Origin of the sequence: Vreelandella salicampi (assembly GCF_013415105.1) — a bacterium.
Classification (GTDB): Bacteria; Pseudomonadota; Gammaproteobacteria; order Pseudomonadales; family Halomonadaceae; genus Vreelandella; species Vreelandella salicampi.
On the sequence record NZ_JACCDF010000010.1, the window covers coordinates 1 to 15,049 of the forward strand.

Below are 15,049 nucleotides of genomic sequence, written 5' to 3' on the forward strand. Positions count from 1 at the left end.
GCGGCCGCGGCATGGGCAATGAAGAGAACTTCAAGCTACTTAATGGCATTGCCGACAAACTCGGTGCCGCCATCGGCGCCTCGCGCGCTGCGGTGGACGCTGGCTTTGCGCCCAACGACATGCAGGTCGGCCAGACTGGAAAGATTGTTGCTCCCGACCTCTACATCGCAGTGGGCATCAGTGGCGCCATCCAACATCTGGCGGGGATGAAAGACGCCAAGGTGATTGTAGCGATCAACAAAGACGAAGAAGCCCCGATCTTCCAGATCGCCGATTATGGCCTGGTGGCGGACCTGTTCGAGGCGCTGCCTGAGCTTGAGAAAAAGCTGTAACTGATTGAATCGATGAAACTCTTTAAAGCCGGCTTGAGAAATAAGCCGGCTTTTTTATATCCGGCAAATTAGGTAAAGTGTCAATAGTTGACTAAAATGCTTGGGCAAAAGCTGAGAAATCATCGGGTGCTGGTTGAAATCCCGCTACGGTGACCACACCTAGTTAGTAGCGATAGAGATCGTAGCTGAGATAATAGCTAAGATCGTTTAAACGTAACATTAGCCACTCAAGGAGATGATTAATATGGCACATACACTTCCAGAGCTTCCATATGCATACGATGCACTTGAGCCGCACATCGATGCGATGACAATGGAAATTCACCATTCGCGTCACCACAACACTTACGTCAACAACCTAAACGCTGCGCTGGAAGGCACAGGCCTTGAAGACGTTCCAGTTGAAGAGTTGATTGCGAACCTGGACCGCGTTCCGGAAGAGAAGCGTCAGGCTGTGATCAATAACGGTGGCGGCCATGCTAACCACTCCATGTTTTGGCAGATGATGTCACCCAATGGTGGTGGTCAGCCGCACGGCGATGTGGCTAAAGCGATTGATGCTGAGCTTGGCGGGTTTGATTCGTTCAAGGACGCATTTAAGAAAGCGGCGTTGGGTCGTTTCGGCAGTGGTTGGGCATGGCTCTCCGTCACGCCTGAGAAAAAGCTGGTGGTCGAAAACACTCTCAACCAAAACAGCCCACTGATGGAAGGTAATACACCGGTGCTGGGACTGGACGTTTGGGAGCACGCCTACTATCTGAAGTTCCAAAATAAGCGCCCGGACTACATTGAAGCTTTCTTCAATGTGATCAACTGGGATGACGTTGAGAGCCGCTATCAAGCAGCGAAAGCGTAACCTTTGTGTGATTTCCTCGCGATAATCTTTGCCTAAAAGCAAGGGTTTAGCCAAAAGCCGCCTGCTAACGCAGGCGGCTTTTTTTATGGGTGAATGGTCGTCTAAGCCATTTGGTTATCCATCTTTCCCTGTGCTCGAACGCCTGTTTGCAGGTCATAGCGGATATTAAGGGTTGCTTGCGCTGATGATGAGAAAAACTCATCTCAATACCATATGGTGTGCTATTGAAAATAGTGGGCACTATATATATGGTGTGTTGCGTTGTGAGTCGCAAGTTAATACTACATATTGTGCCTACCCGTCGCCGGGAGTCGGCGTTTTCATGTTTAGGGGGAGTTATGTCTATTACCGTCTATAGCGCGTCAGCGTGTGTTCAGTGTTCTGCCACCTACCGGGCGCTGGATAAGCAGGGAATTATTTATACCGTTATCGATATAGATGAAAAGCCGTCAGCAAGAGAAGAGTTAAAGCAGCTAGGTTACCGCCAACTCCCCGTCGTCGTGGCCGGTGACGACCACTGGTCAGGCTTCCAACCGGACCGCATCAAAGCCTTATGACCCAGATCGTCTACTTCTCCACGAAGTCCGGAAATACCCGGCGCTTGGTCGAGAAGCTCCAACGGGATGCTAAACGCATCCCGTTCGAGTCTGGGGAACCCCTACCGGTAACCACCGAGCCCTATGTGCTGATTTTTCCCACCTACGGCGGTGGTGAGGTCAAGGGTGCGGTACCCAAGCCGGTGATCCATTTCCTCAACGACGAACGTAACCGCCGCCACCTCCGCGGCGTGGTCGGGGCCGGTAATACCAATTTTGGTACCGCCTACTGCCTGGGCGCCCACATCGTGGCCCGCAAATGCCAGGTTCCGCTTCTCCATTGCTTCGAGCTACTTGGCACGCCAGAAGACGTTGCCATCCTTCACCAGGAGCTAGATCGTGTCTGATTACCACTCCCTTAACGCTATGCTTAACCTCTACGATGACGAGGGTAAGCTACAGTTGCACAAGGACAAAGAGGCCGCTCGCCAATACTTCCTGCAGCACGTTAATCAAAACACCGTGTTCTTCCACTCGCTGGAAGAGAAGCTCGATTACCTCGTCGAGAATGACTATTACGAAACCGAGGTGCTCGAGCAGTACGGCTTCGAGTTCATCAAAGAGCTGTTCAAGCAGGCGTATGCCTATAAATTTCGTTTCCCTACGTTCCTCGGTGCCTTTAAGTATTACACCAGCTACACGCTGAAGACCTTCGACGGCCGGCGTTATTTGGAACGCTTCGAGGACCGCGTCTGCATGGTGGCCATGACCTTGGCGAATGGCGACCAGACGCTGGCCAGCGCTCTCGTCGACGAGATGCTAACCGGCCGCTTCCAGCCAGCGACCCCGACGTTCCTCAACTGCGGTAAGAAACAACGCGGCGAGCACGTCTCCTGCTTCCTGCTGCGTATTGAGGACAACATGGAGTCCATTGGTCGCTCGATTAACTCAGCGCTGCAGCTTTCCAAACGCGGCGGTGGTGTGGCCTTTGTGCTCAGTAACATCCGCGAGGTCGGCGCCCCGATCAAGCACATTGAGAACCAATCTTCCGGCATCGTACCGATTATGAAGCTGCTTGAAGACGCCTTCTCTTATGCCAACCAGCTGGGTGCCCGTCAGGGGGCTGGAGCCGTTTACCTCAACGCTCACCACCCCGATATCATGCGCTTTCTTGACACCAAGCGGGAAAACGCTGACGAGAAAATCCGCATCAAGACGCTGTCGTTGGGCGTGACCATCCCCGATGTCACCTTTGAACTAGCTCGCAATAACGACGATATGTACCTGTTCTCGCCGTATGATGTCGAGCGCGTTTACGGCGTGCCATTTGCCGATATCAGCGTCACGGAAAAGTACGCGGAAATGGTCGATGACTCGCGCATTCGCAAGACCAAGATCAATGCTCGCGCCTTCTTTCAGACGGTGGCCGAGCTTCAGTTCGAGTCGGGCTACCCTTATGTGATGTTCGAGGACACGGTCAATCGGGCCAACCCTATCGAGGGGCGGGTCAACATGAGCAATCTCTGCACCGAAATTCTCCAGGTCAACAAGCCAACGACCTACCACCCTGATCTCAGCGTCAAAGAACCCGGTGAGGATATCTCCTGCAACCTGGGCAGTTTGAATATCGCCAACGTGATGGACAGCGGTAACCTTGAGAAAGTGGTTGATACAGCAGTCCAAGGCCTGACTGCTGTCTCTGAGATGAGCCACCTGGAGAGCGTGCCGTCCATTGTCAACGGCAACGACAAGGCGCACGCCATTGGCCTGGGGCAGATGAACCTGCATGGCTACTTGGCCCGCGAGCACATCGAGTACGGCAGTGAAGAAGGCATCGACTTCACCAATATGTACTTCTATTGCATGGCGTACTACACGCTGAAAGCGTCCAACAAACTGGCTAAAGCGCGTGGCCGATCATTTGAAGGGTTCGAGACCTCAAGCTACGCCGATGGCAGTTTCTTTGATAAGTATACCGATCAGATGTGGGAGCCCAAGACAGAGCGCGTTCGCAACCTGTTTGATAAGAGCGGGATTCGCCTACCCACTGCGGATGATTGGCACACTTTGAAGCAATATGTACAGGCTGATGGCCTCTACAACCGCTACCTCCAGGCCGTGCCGCCCACCGGCTCGATCAGCTACATCAACAACGCCACGGCCAGCATCCACCCGGTCGCCGCCAAGATAGAAGTCCGCAAAGAGGGCAAGCTGGGCCGCGTCTATTACCCGGCGCCGTTTCTTGACGACGAAAACGCTGAGTTCTTCAAGGACGCCTACGAGATCGGCCCCGAGAAGATCATCGATACCTACGCTGCGGCCACGCAACACGTCGACCAAGGGCTGTCGCTGACGCTGTTCTTCCCTGATACCGCCACCACGCGTGACATCAATAAGGCGCAGATTTATGCCTGGAGGAAAGGCATCAAGACGCTCTATTACATCCGCTTGCGCCAAAGTGCGCTGGAAGGTACCGAAGTCGAAGGCTGTGTGTCCTGCAGCTTGTAAGGAGGATATACCCAGTGTTATCAAGAGTTAACGCCATTAACTGGAACCGCCTTGAGGATGAAAAAGACCTCGAAGTGTGGAACCGCCTGACCAGCAACTTCTGGCTACCCGAGAAGATTCCCCTGTCTAACGATGTACCGTCGTGGCAGACGCTGACCGCCGCCGAGAAGCAGCTGACAATCCGCGTTTTCACCGGGCTTACCCTGCTCGATACGATCCAGGGCAGCGTCGGCGCCCCGACGCTGATGAAGAGTGCCAGGACGCCTCACGAGGAGGCGGTCTACACTAATATCGCCTTTATGGAGTCGGTACACGCCCGGTCCTACAGCTCGATTTTCTCCACGCTGTGCTCCACCCGGGAGGTCGATGATGCTTTCCGCTGGAGCGAAGAGAACCCGTTGCTGCAGAAGAAGGCTAACCTCATCCTCGAACGTTACGACGCTGATGACGTAATGAAGCAGCAGATTGCCAGCGTGTTCTTGGAGAGCTTCCTGTTTTACTCCGGGTTCTATCTGCCGATGCACTGGTCTAGCCACGCCAAACTCACCAACACCGCTGACCTGATCCGGTTGATCATTCGGGACGAAGCGGTGCATGGCTATTATATCGGGTACAAGTTCCAGCAGCGGTACCAGGAAGCCAGTGCAGAGCGCCAAGAGGAAATCAAAGCGTTCGCCTTCGATCTGATGTTTGAGCTTTACGAGAATGAAGTGCGCTACACGCAGTCACTCTACGATGAAGTTGGCTTGACCGAGGACGTAAAGAAATTCCTGCACTATAACGCCAACAAGGCACTGATGAACCTCGGCTTCGAGCCGCTATTCCCCAAGAGCACCACCGATGTCGACGCCACCATCATGGCCGCGCTGTCACCGGGTGCCGATGAGAACCACGACTTCTTCTCTGGCAGCGGTTCCAGCTACGTGATCGGTAAGGCAGTGGCCACGGAGGACGAAGACTGGGCGTTTTAACGCTGCCCATGGTGCCAATGATAAAGTAGCGCTAATGGTAAATATTGTCATTTATACAGAGAATGGTATTCTGTAGCGATAAACGAAAATCGTTATCGAATCTAAGGCGTTATTATATGGCCGGTAGCTAATGTTAGCTACCGGCCCGCCTTTGATAATTTCTTTACTTTGACATCGGGGCGGAGAGTGGACGTGATCAGTAGGCTTTGCGTAGCGCTATCGAGCACAGCTATTACGTGTAGCGTACTCAGCGCACCCTTAATGGCGAACGAGGATATTGTCCTCGAAGGTGTGAAAGCACAGCAAGTTCAAGCAGCGTTACAAACCCAGATTGATGCAGCCGACGAACAGACTCGCGCTACGTTGGAAGAGCTGCGCCAGCTTGAACGCGAAACGCGTCTGTTGACGCGGGAAAATAGTGCGCTAAGCACGCGTTTGAATACGCAAGCAAGCCGCCAGCAGCGTATGTCGAATGCGCTCGATACGCTGGAAGAAACACGTGCGGCGATACCACAAATAGAAGCCGACATGACGCGTCAGCTAACGCAGTGGATTGATCGCGATTTACCGTTTTTGCAAAACGAGCGGAGGGCGCGTGTCGCTTCAACCGAAAGTGAGGGGCTTGAAAGTGTTGAGCGCATCAGTGAGTTATTGGGCGTGTGGCGTCAAGAACTCGCATATGGGCGCGAGGTGGATACTTGGCGTGGACGTCTGGCTGCCGAGAGTGGCGAGCGTGAAGTTGATTTTCTGCGTATTGGGCGCATTGGCTTCTATTACTTGAGTCCCGATGGGCGAGAGGGCGGTGTTTGGCTGGCCGAGGAGTCGCGCTGGCAGTCATTGGACGAGTCGGCACGGCGTGAAGTTCGCAATGGCCTACGCATGGCCAATGATCAGCGTGCCCCGGCGTTATTGGCATTGCCGCTTTCCGTCACCGTTTCCGGTCAATCCGCTAGCGCCTCAGCGGCTGAAAGCGAATCGGGAGGCGAGCAGTGAACGTGAATAAAACATCTCGTGTAACGAAAATGCTGCTGGTGCTGGTGTTGGGACTCTCGATTAACGCTACCCTTCATGCTCAGCCGGAGAATCGGACATCGCCTCAGGATCAAGTAGACAGTGATGAAGTGATATCACTTCGACAGGCGCGCGAAGCAGCGCAGCTGCGCGATCAGCAGAGGCTCATGCGTCTGTTGGAGAGCGAGGAGGTGCTAGCGCGCGAACTTGAGCAGGCACGCGAAGCGCATAAGGTGGCCGAGCAGAAGCAGCAGGCGCTGCGCGTTCAAGAGAGCGCGCAGGCCATGGTTGAGGCGCGCTTGTACGCCCGCCAGGGCGAGCAAGATGACGCTATAGCGGCTCTCTTAAATGAACTTAAACGCCATGCCAGTGAAGTTCGCAATGCACTGGGAGAAGACAGCTGGCTCGCATTGGGTGATATCCCCTTACCCCCCCGGTTGGAAGAGGCCGATGTATTGGAGCGCCAGCACGTTGAAACCGTGGTGGATAGCCTTGCTGCCCTTGCAGCAGCCAGTGGGCAAGCGCAGAAGATGTCGCTGCCGGTGGCGGATGCCAGTGGTGAGGTGATCGAGCGGGATATCATCCGGCTCGGGGATTTTGCCGCGTTTACCCCTCAAGCGCTACTTCAGCCCGGTAACGATCCGGATCATTTGGCGCTGCAGGCTGATACCCCCGCGGAAGTAAAAAAGTGGCTAGCGCCTTTCTCGGCGGGAGATAACCGCATGATGGCGGTTGATCCGACCCAGGGGAGTGTTTTCGCAGCGCTACAGCAGCGTCCCTCGCTGATAGAGCGTTTTCACCAAGGGGGCTATGTCGGTTATATCGTGGTGGCGTTGGGCGGTCTTGGTTTGCTGGTAGCGCTTGTGCAATATCTCTACCTGCTAGGGGTTAGCATGAAAGTACGCCGCCAACGCCGTCAGCCTGACACCTTAACGGCAGATAACCCCCTCGGCCGCGTGTTGCTACGCTTTGCGGGGCTGGATAAACACTTGGCACCTGAGGCGCTGGAAGCGCGTCTAGATGAGGCCGTGTTGGCAGAGCTCCCGCGTATTGAGCGTGGGCAGCCGCTGGTGAAGCTGCTGGCTGCGATTGCGCCGCTATTGGGTCTTCTAGGTACCGTCACCGGCATGATTGTAACCTTTCAGTCGATCACTGTATTTGGCACTGGTGATCCGCAGCTGATGGCGGGCGGAATTAGCCAAGCGCTGGTGACCACGGTGTTGGGTTTGGTAACGGCGGTGCCGCTGCTGTTTGCACAAACGGCGCTATCAAGTCGTAGCCGAACGCTTACCCAGGTGATCGAAGGGCAGGCCAGTGCCGCCTTGGCGGATCATCTTGATTCAAACGAAACCCTGTTAAATGCGGAGGCTGACCATGCTCGCCCTGCCACCTTGGTTTGAGACCCTTCAACCTGCGCCGGTTGAGAGGTTGATAGACGCTGGCGGCCCAGTCCTGGTGCTGCTTGGGGTGGTGGCGGTGGTGGTGTTTGCGCTGGCTATTGAGCGCTGGTGGTTCTACCGCATCACCTGGCGGATAGCGCGTCGGCGGCTGGTGCGCCGCTGGGCCGCGCGCCGGGATCATCGCAGCTGGAGTGCTCATACGCTGCGCGATGTCTGGGCGCAAGAGCTCGTTGCCCGTCTGCGCCGCCCATTGCCATGGCTCAAATTGCTAGTCGCACTGTGTCCGCTGTTGGGGCTTTTGGGCACCGTAACCGGCATGATCACCGTGTTTGATAGCCTAACGCTTAGCGATACCCATCAGGCGCGTGCGATGGCCGATGGTGTAGCCCGTGCCACGCTACCAACGCTGACTGGCATGGCGATTGCTGTCGTCGGGTTGCTATTTATCAGTCGTCTTGAGCATGTGATTCGGCGCGAAGATCAGCGCCTGCACGACCGTTTGGCAAAAGCGCTGGAGGATGATCATGCGTAGACGCCGTTCCATGGAGTCCACCGCCGAAAGCACCGAGGTTAACCTCACGCCGATGCTGGATGTGGTGTTCATCATGCTGATTTTCTTTATCGTCACGACCAGCTTTATTAAAGAAAGCGGCGTGGAAATTGAACGCCCAGAGTCCAGTGCCGCAAGCCCTCGGCCCGATGCACAAGTGCTAGTGGCGGTCACGCCGGAGGGAGCGGTCTGGGTCGATGGTCGACCGGTTGACCTGCATCGCGTTGGACAGACGGTGGCCGAGATCGTGACCGGTGAGGGATCGGTTGTTATTCAAGCCGATCGCGATGCGACTACCGGCGTGTTGATCGAAGTCATGGACCGACTACAGAGCGCTGGCGTCGATCAGGTGGCGGTGGCGGCTAGCCGAGGCGAGCGATGATCCGTAGTGGACTGTCGCTGCTGTCGGGAATGTTTCTGGCGCTGGGGCTTTTGTGGCTGCTAGCACTGCTGGTTGCGCCCCCGGAGGCCAAGCCCGAGTTGATGCAAGAAATGACCATGACGCTGGTAGAGCCACCCGCGCCCGCCGCGCAGGCGCCAGCCACACAGCCTGAGGCGCCAGTGGCTGAAACGCCACCCCCTCCGGCGCCGTCTCTTTCTCCCATCGCCGAGAGTCAGATCGCCATGCCGGCGCTTGAGGTTCCCGATACCCCCGAGCCCCCTGTTGAACTTAATAGTCGCCTTCCGGAGCTGGATGTGGCACCCGAGCCAACACCTGAACCCGAGCCAACACCCAAGCCCGCTCCAGAGGAGGCGCCCCGTGAGCAAGTGAGTGAGGAGAGCGCTTCGGCATCGCAAGATGTCGGCCAGGGGGAAGCGTCTAGTCAAGAAGTCGCGGCCGAGACCACATCAAATGAGCCGGTGAGCGTAGGCCAAGTCTCACCCGCCAACCGGGTTAATCCGATATATCCCTCTCGGGCGCAGCGGCGTGGTCTTGAAGGATTTGTCGAGGTGCGCTTTATTATTCGCCGCGATGGTGGCGTTAAAGCATCCTCTATCGAAGTCACTCGAGCGCAGCCGCGGCGCGTATTTGACCGCGCCGCCCGCGAGGCAATTGCGCAATGGCAATTTGAGCCTAACGGGCAGCGCAGGCGTGCCACCCAGCGCATCGAGTTTAAGCTGAGGTAATACGCATGATGAACCGAGCGCGCGCCTGTTTGATAGGTATTTTATTGTTATACAGTGTCCCTGTTTGGGCGAGCCCGGCGTTGCCGCGAGATGTGATAACCGATCTCAATGCGGTGGAGGAGCGTTTGGAGGCGCAGCAGTACGACGCGGTGATTGAACGTGCGCTAGCGCAAGCACAGTTTTTTGCAGGCGGCAACACGACGGATCGCTTCGCCAGTGCGCTGTATCGTCAATTGGCGGCGAGCGCGCTATCAAGCGTCGAGCGTTATGCAGCAGCAGCAGACCAGTTAGCGGCAGCGCGTCCAAATATCAATGACGCAGAAACGACAAAGCGCTGGCTTATGCAAGAGGCTAAGCTACGCCGCGCGGCGGGCCAGCGACAAAGAGCGGTTGATTTGCTCTCCCGTTGGGTGAATGCGGACGATGGAAAAAGTGAACCCGATACAAAAGCAGAGCGGTGGCGGCTCGTGCGTTGGCTTGCCCAGGATAAACAGTGGCAAGCCGCCGCCGAGCGACTAGAAGGGATAAGTGAGCCGGTTAGTAGCGACGAACAACGCGAGCTGGCGCTGGTGGTCTATGTTAACGCCGATCAGCCGGAGCGCGCGCTTGACGGGCTCTTAACCACCCTTGGCGAATCACCGGCTCCGGCTCAATGGCGTCGGGCTTCTCGCCTCGCCCAGCGCGCAGGCGAGCTAAAGGTAGCTGCGGCGCTATGGGATACCGCTTGGCAGCTGGAAATTTTCACCACCGCAGACGATTTCTGGCAGCTTGTCTCGCTGCACCGGCTGGCCGGCACGCCCGCTCGCGCGGCCGAGTATCTGGAGGCAGCTCTGGCGTCCGGGCGCGTCGTTTATAGCGAAATGGCGCTGCGCATAGTGGCCCAGAGCTGGCTGCAGGCGCGCGATATCAAGCAGGCACTCGCCAGCCAGCACGCCTTAGCGCAGCTAACACGTGCCGCCGACGAGTGGCGTTTGCTAGGGCAGCATGCCTACGCCTGGGGCCGCAATGATATAGCGGCGACGGCTTTTGAACGTGCCGTGGCGTTAGGCGATGAAAAGGCGCAGCAGTGGCTCGCTAGCCTGCGTTTGCCGCCGTCAGAGTGAGGTCAAAGGTTGACCATGTTGGTGCGTGATCGGAGGGTTTTTCCATCGCGCGCAATTCATAGTCGATATCGGCTTCACGCGTTAGGCGCGCTAACGGCTCGGTGACCAAAATATAATCGATGCGAAGCCCGCGCTTGGGGTCACGGTCAAAGCCTTTTGAGCGGTAATCAAACCAGCTGAAACGGTCATCGCGCGTGGGATGACAAACGCGATAGCTGTCCTTCAGCCCCCAACCTTTAATGCCCGTTAACCACTCGCGCTCAACGGGTTGAAAGCTGGTTTTGCCTTCACGCAACCAGCGCTTGCGGTTCGCCTCGCCGATGCCGATATCCTGGTCTTCCGGCGAGATATTGAAATCACCCATCACGGCGACGAGTTCGTCGGGGCGATGATAGTCGTGCAGAAGCTGAGAAAGTTGGGTGTAAAAGCGCTCCTTGTGCGGGAACTTAGTAGGATGCGTGACGTTTTCTCCCTGGGGGAAGTAGCCGTTCCACACCGTGACTGCTTCACCGTCTTCGCTGCGCAAGCGCGCACCGATCATGCGGCGTTGGGCGTTTTCCTCATCGTCGGGAAATCCGTAGAACACGGTTTCCGGTGCCTGGCGGCAGAGGAGGGCGACACCGTAGTGGCCTTTCTGGCCATAATAAAAAACGTGGTACCCCATCGCTTCCACGGCTTCTAGCGGAAACTCGCTGTCTTGTACCTTGGTTTCCTGCAAACCAATGACATCCGGCTGGTGGTGATCGATCAGCGCTTGTAGCTGATGTAGGCGCGCGCGAATGCCATTGATATTGAACGAGACCAACCGCATTATGAATCCTCTTTCTTAGCCTGCTTATCAGGGTGGATGGAAATCGGTTGACCGCTTTCTTGGCGTGCCATCTTGCGTGTAGCCTGAAGCTTGCGTTGCTGTTGTTTTTTCGCCACAAAGCGACGCGATGGTGCCACCTGTTCAGGGTTGTCATGGCGCCACTTTTTGTAATCTTTACGACGGCCGGTACGGATGGTGACTTTGTCCGCCAATGAGCGGCTCTTTTTTCTACGTGTCATATCGCGATCTCAATACAGTGCGTTTATTGCGTTAAAGCGTATTCTATCAGTCTCGTCTGTTTGACACATGAGAATTGACACATGAGAAGAAAGCAAGGAAGGGCGCCCTAAGCGCGAAGCCCTGGTACAATACGGCCTTTGTCATGATAAACATTCACCGTAACGGACGAATACATAGCCTATGAGCGAGCCGGAACAAACCCCCGCATCGGCCCAGAACCGCAAGCCCAAGCGTCGTCGTCGTAAACCGCGTCGTCGCCAGTCAAACTGGGATCTTCGCCAGTTTCAGGTCCCCGCCGTGGCGGGTAAGTGGCGTTTTCACGATTTCGATCTGCCGCTGCCGCTGATGCGTGCAATTCATGCCCAAGGCTTTGAATACTGCACGCCGATTCAGGCGGAAGCGCTGCGTCATACGCTTCTCGGCGGCGATATCGTGGGTAAGGCGCAGACGGGCACGGGTAAAACTGCGGCGTTTTTGATTTCCATGTTGGCGTACTTTCTCGAAGAGCCCACGCCCGATGGTCAAAAGCAAGGCGCCCCGCGGGCGCTGATTATCGCCCCGACAAGAGAGCTTGCGCTGCAAATTGAGAAAGATGCCAAGGCGCTTGCGCGTTTCAGCAAGCTCAATGTGGCAAGCGTTGTCGGCGGCATGGATTACCAGAAGCAGCGCGATAGTCTGGGTAAGAAGATCGACATCTTGGTGGCCACCCCAGGACGGTTGCTCGACTTTCACCAAAAACGCGATATCGACTTGAACGAAGTGGAAGTATTGGTGCTGGATGAAGCTGATCGCATGCTATCGATGGGTTTTATTCCCGATGTGAAGCGCATTATTCGCTACACGCCGAAAAAAGAGGAACGCCAGACGTTCCTGTTTTCGGCCACGTTTAACGACGATATTCTCAATCTCGCCAGTCAATGGACGCTTGACCCGGCCCATGTCGAGATCGAGGTGACCGTTGAGAACCAAGCGGATATCGATCAGCGCGTCTATTTAGTCTCTGACGACGACAAACAGCGCCTGTTAGTGAAATTGTTGGAGCAGGAGAGCTTTGAACGAGTGATGGTGTTTGGCAACCGCCGAGATCTCGTTCGTAAGCTGGATGATCTGCTTAAGAAAGCTGGTATCAGTGCAGCGATGCTTTCGGGCGACGTACCGCAGAGCCAGCGGATTACCACACTGGAGCGCTTCCGCGAAGGCGAAATCCAAGTGCTGGTGGCTACCGATGTTGCCGGTCGTGGTATCCACATTGATGACGTAAGCCATGTGATCAACTACACGCTACCGGAAGATCCGGAAGATTATGTTCACCGTATTGGTCGTACCGGGCGCGCTGGCGCGAAAGGCGTATCGATCAGCTTCGTCGGCGAAGAAGATGCTTTCTCGCTGCCGGAAATCGAGCGCTATATTGGCGACAAGCTGCCGTGTGAACATCCGCCGGAAGGCTTGCTCTAAGCACCATGCTCGATGATGCGCTAAAAGGTGATATCCAAAACGCCTACCGCCAAGTCGTCGAACGACTCAATCTGACGCCGCGTTATGGTCAGCGTCTGATGATTGCCGAGATTGCCCGAACGCTTGGCGGAATCGTCATGGATGACGAGGGCAAACGACAGAACGACACCCACGTTTGCGTGCTGGAAGCCGGAACGGGTACGGGAAAAACCTTGGCCTATTTGCTTGCCGCCTTGCCGATTGCCAAGGCCCAGGGCAAGCGTTTGGTGGTTTCAACCGCCACCATTGCACTGCAAGAGCAAGTGTTAGGCCACGATCTGCCTACATTGGCGCAGCATAGCGGCATTGCGTTTCGTTATGCGTTAGCGAAGGGGCGTGGTCGCTATGTGTGTGTAGAGCGTCTGGACCAAGCGCTGGAAGGTAGCGAGCCCAATCCCACCATGTCACTTTTCGAGCAGGAGCTGATCGCCACCAGCAGCGATTTCTCTCAGCTTGCTAGCGATATGGCCACGGCTTATGGCCAAGGTGAGTGGGAAGGGGATCGCGATAGCTGGCCAACCACAATCGAGGATGCGACCTGGCGCCGTTTAACCGTGGATCACCGCCAGTGTACGGGCCGGCGCTGCGGTCATTTTGGTGCCTGCGCGTTTTTCCGCTCGCGCCGAGAGCTTGAAGAAGCCGATGTGATCGTGGCAAACCACGACCTGGTGCTGGCTGACCTTGCGCTTGGTGGTGGTGCGATCCTCCCCGATCCCGCCGATTGTATTTTCGTCTTTGACGAAGGCCATCACCTGCCGGATAAGGCGCTTTCGCACTTTGCGCACCGTTTTGCCGTTCATGGTTGTTTGCGTTGGCTTAAAACACTGAAAAACAGCTTGACCGAGCTGCACCAAGCGTTGGCGATACAACCGACGGTCCGTCAGCTACTCACTAAGCTTCCCGAGATGCTTCAGGCGTTAGAACCGACGCTTCAGGAAGTGTTTACTCTCGGGCATCAGCTCGCTGAGCGACCCAATGGGTTAGGTGACGAGGAGGCGTTCAAGCAAACGCGGTTTGCCAAAGGGCAGACACCTGAGGCCTTGCGTGAGCAAGCAGGGCAGCTAATGAAAATGTTTGCTGAGCTATCGCGCAGCCTTGAAAGTATTGCCGATATTCTGCGCGAAAGCCTCGATCCGGATAAGCAGACAGGGTTAGACCGTGAGCAAGCGGAAAGCTGGTTACCGCTGGTGGCACTGCTACACGGGCGCGCACTGGAAGCCTTCGCGCTTTGGGAGGCGGTCAGTGCTGTCGATCCCAGCGATGCGCCGCCTTGCGCGCGCTGGGTTACCTTGAGCCGCGTGGGTGGCGAGCCCGAAGTGGAGTTCTCGGCAAGTCCGGTATCGGCAGCGCATACGCTGGCCAAGCATTTGTGGGGGCGCTGTCACGGAGCAGTCGTTACCTCTGCCACGTTAACCGCGCTAGGGCGTTTTGAGCGCCTGCAAGAGCGTGCCGGGCTCGCTGGGCGCTACCGTTACCAAGCATTGCCTAGCCCGTTTGACTACGCGAATGCAGTGCTCAGCGTGCCTCAAGCGGCGACGGACCCCAGTAACAGAGAGGCCCACGAGCAAGCAATCATTGATTTTGTGATTGAGCTTGCTGATCGTGAGGCGGCATTGGTGCTGTTTTCTTCCCGTGCGCAGCTACGCGCGGTAGAGAAGGCTTTACCCGACGCGGTGAAAGCGCGTGTGCTGGCGCAAGATGCGCTGCCCAAGCGTGAGCTTTTGGAGCGACACAGGGCAGCGGTGGACCGCGGCGAAGGGAGCGTGATATTTGGCTTGGCAAGCTTTGCCGAAGGCATTGATCTGCCAGGGGAGTATCTCACGCATGTGGTGATTACCCGGCTGCCGTTTGCGGTTCCCGATGACCCAGTGGAAGCGACACTAGCGGAATGGATCGAAAGTCAGGGCGGCAATCCGTTTATGCGTATTAGCGTGCCGGATGCTTCCATCAAGCTCGTGCAGGCATGCGGGCGCTTAATTCGCAAGGAGAGCGACAGCGGCCGCATTACGCTACTCGACCGCCGTGTGTTAACGCGCCGCTACGGGAAGGCGTTGCTGGACGCATTGCCGCCTTTTCGGCGCGAAATCGCTGAGAGCTGACTTGTTGTTA

The 15,049-nt window shown here is 56.3% G+C and carries 16 protein-coding genes; 14 read left to right on the forward strand and 2 right to left on the reverse strand.

The genetic code is table 11. The features are described 5' to 3' along the window. The 12 genes from HZS81_RS11590 to HZS81_RS11645 form a co-directional block, all read left to right on the forward strand. On the forward strand, positions 1 to 332 hold a 332-nt coding region (locus HZS81_RS11590), incomplete at its 5' end, for an FAD-binding protein (RefSeq protein ID WP_206679550.1). A 244-nt stretch (positions 333 to 576) separates the two neighbouring features. Continuing rightward, on the forward strand, positions 577 to 1,188 hold the full coding sequence (locus tag HZS81_RS11595) for a superoxide dismutase (protein WP_179930730.1): 612 nt from the start codon (positions 577 to 579) through the stop codon (positions 1,186 to 1,188). 338 nt (positions 1,189 to 1,526) lie between these two features. Continuing rightward, positions 1,527 to 1,745: a glutaredoxin-like protein NrdH gene (gene nrdH / locus HZS81_RS11600; protein ID WP_179930731.1), complete on the forward strand. Its 219-nt coding sequence runs from the start codon at positions 1,527 to 1,529 to the stop codon at positions 1,743 to 1,745. Further along, positions 1,742 to 2,131: a class Ib ribonucleoside-diphosphate reductase assembly flavoprotein NrdI gene (nrdI, locus tag HZS81_RS11605; protein WP_179930732.1), complete on the forward strand. Its 390-nt coding sequence runs from the start codon at positions 1,742 to 1,744 to the stop codon at positions 2,129 to 2,131. Before nrdH ends, nrdI begins: the two co-directional genes overlap by 4 nt. Next, the gene (nrdE, locus tag HZS81_RS11610; protein WP_338401851.1) at positions 2,124 to 4,232 is read left to right on the forward strand and encodes a class 1b ribonucleoside-diphosphate reductase subunit alpha; all 2,109 of its coding nucleotides are present in this window, start codon (positions 2,124 to 2,126) and stop codon (positions 4,230 to 4,232) included. The genes nrdI and nrdE overlap by 8 nt, the downstream gene beginning before the upstream one ends. A gap of 5 nt (positions 4,233 to 4,237) precedes the next feature. Beyond that, the gene (gene nrdF, locus HZS81_RS11615) at positions 4,238 to 5,203 is read left to right on the forward strand and encodes a class 1b ribonucleoside-diphosphate reductase subunit beta (protein WP_179930865.1); all 966 of its coding nucleotides are present in this window, start codon (positions 4,238 to 4,240) and stop codon (positions 5,201 to 5,203) included. A 192-nt stretch (positions 5,204 to 5,395) separates the two neighbouring features. Next, on the forward strand, positions 5,396 to 6,196 hold the full coding sequence (locus tag HZS81_RS11620; RefSeq protein WP_338401853.1) for a DUF3450 domain-containing protein: 801 nt from the start codon (positions 5,396 to 5,398) through the stop codon (positions 6,194 to 6,196). A gap of 2 nt (positions 6,197 to 6,198) precedes the next feature. Beyond that, positions 6,199 to 7,614: a MotA/TolQ/ExbB proton channel family protein gene (locus HZS81_RS11625; RefSeq protein ID WP_338401854.1), complete on the forward strand. Its 1,416-nt coding sequence runs from the start codon at positions 6,199 to 6,201 to the stop codon at positions 7,612 to 7,614. Next, positions 7,589 to 8,146 carry a MotA/TolQ/ExbB proton channel family protein gene (locus HZS81_RS11630; protein ID WP_179930734.1) on the forward strand — a complete coding sequence of 186 codons (558 nt, stop codon included), beginning with the start codon at positions 7,589 to 7,591 and terminating at the stop codon, positions 8,144 to 8,146. Before HZS81_RS11625 ends, HZS81_RS11630 begins: the two co-directional genes overlap by 26 nt. After that, entirely contained in the window at positions 8,139 to 8,546 is a 408-nt protein-coding gene (locus HZS81_RS11635) for an ExbD/TolR family protein (protein WP_179930735.1), read from the forward strand. Before HZS81_RS11630 ends, HZS81_RS11635 begins: the two co-directional genes overlap by 8 nt. After that, positions 8,543 to 9,292: an energy transducer TonB gene (locus HZS81_RS11640; protein ID WP_179930736.1), complete on the forward strand. Its 750-nt coding sequence runs from the start codon at positions 8,543 to 8,545 to the stop codon at positions 9,290 to 9,292. Before HZS81_RS11635 ends, HZS81_RS11640 begins: the two co-directional genes overlap by 4 nt. 5 nt (positions 9,293 to 9,297) lie before the next feature. After that, positions 9,298 to 10,395, forward strand: coding sequence for a hypothetical protein (locus HZS81_RS11645; RefSeq protein ID WP_241697485.1), 1,098 nt, complete (start codon positions 9,298 to 9,300; stop codon positions 10,393 to 10,395). On the opposite strand, the gene xthA is transcribed toward HZS81_RS11645, so the two are convergent. Together xthA and HZS81_RS11655 are read right to left on the reverse strand one after the other, a co-directional pair. After that, positions 10,367 to 11,206, reverse strand: coding sequence for an exodeoxyribonuclease III (xthA, locus tag HZS81_RS11650; RefSeq protein WP_179930737.1), 840 nt, complete (start codon positions 11,204 to 11,206; stop codon positions 10,367 to 10,369). The two genes, HZS81_RS11645 and xthA, sit on opposite strands and share 29 nt — an antisense overlap. After that, on the reverse strand, positions 11,206 to 11,445 hold the full coding sequence (locus HZS81_RS11655; RefSeq protein WP_179930738.1) for a hypothetical protein: 240 nt from the start codon (positions 11,443 to 11,445) through the stop codon (positions 11,206 to 11,208). The genes xthA and HZS81_RS11655 overlap by 1 nt, the downstream gene beginning before the upstream one ends. A 181-nt stretch (positions 11,446 to 11,626) precedes the next feature. Here HZS81_RS11655 and rhlB point away from each other — a divergent pair, with 181 nt between their 5' ends. Together rhlB and dinG are read left to right on the forward strand one after the other, a co-directional pair. After that, entirely contained in the window at positions 11,627 to 12,901 is a 1,275-nt protein-coding gene (gene rhlB / locus HZS81_RS11660) for an ATP-dependent RNA helicase RhlB (RefSeq protein ID WP_179930739.1), read from the forward strand. Positions 12,902 to 12,906: 5 nt separating this feature from the next. Beyond that, a complete protein-coding gene (gene dinG, locus HZS81_RS11665; RefSeq protein ID WP_179930740.1) occupies positions 12,907 to 15,039 on the forward strand; it encodes an ATP-dependent DNA helicase DinG in 2,133 nt (710 codons plus the stop codon). Positions 15,040 to 15,049 lie beyond the last annotated feature (10 nt).

Coding starts and splice junctions, on each gene's coding strand:
- HZS81_RS11595 (WP_179930730.1), top strand. CDS start 577: ATGGCACATACACTTCCAGAGCTTCCATATGCATACGATGCACTTGAG.
- nrdH (WP_179930731.1), top strand. CDS start 1,527: ATGTCTATTACCGTCTATAGCGCGTCAGCGTGTGTTCAGTGTTCTGCC.
- nrdI (WP_179930732.1), top strand. CDS start 1,742: ATGACCCAGATCGTCTACTTCTCCACGAAGTCCGGAAATACCCGGCGC.
- HZS81_RS11630 (WP_179930734.1), top strand. CDS start 7,589: ATGCTCGCCCTGCCACCTTGGTTTGAGACCCTTCAACCTGCGCCGGTT.
- HZS81_RS11635 (WP_179930735.1), top strand. CDS start 8,139: ATGCGTAGACGCCGTTCCATGGAGTCCACCGCCGAAAGCACCGAGGTT.
- HZS81_RS11640 (WP_179930736.1), top strand. CDS start 8,543: ATGATCCGTAGTGGACTGTCGCTGCTGTCGGGAATGTTTCTGGCGCTG.
- HZS81_RS11645 (WP_241697485.1), top strand. CDS start 9,298: ATGATGAACCGAGCGCGCGCCTGTTTGATAGGTATTTTATTGTTATAC.
- xthA (WP_179930737.1), bottom strand. CDS start 11,206: ATGCGGTTGGTCTCGTTCAATATCAATGGCATTCGCGCGCGCCTACAT.
- HZS81_RS11655 (WP_179930738.1), bottom strand. CDS start 11,445: ATGACACGTAGAAAAAAGAGCCGCTCATTGGCGGACAAAGTCACCATC.
- rhlB (WP_179930739.1), top strand. CDS start 11,627: ATGAGCGAGCCGGAACAAACCCCCGCATCGGCCCAGAACCGCAAGCCC.
- dinG (WP_179930740.1), top strand. CDS start 12,907: ATGCTCGATGATGCGCTAAAAGGTGATATCCAAAACGCCTACCGCCAA.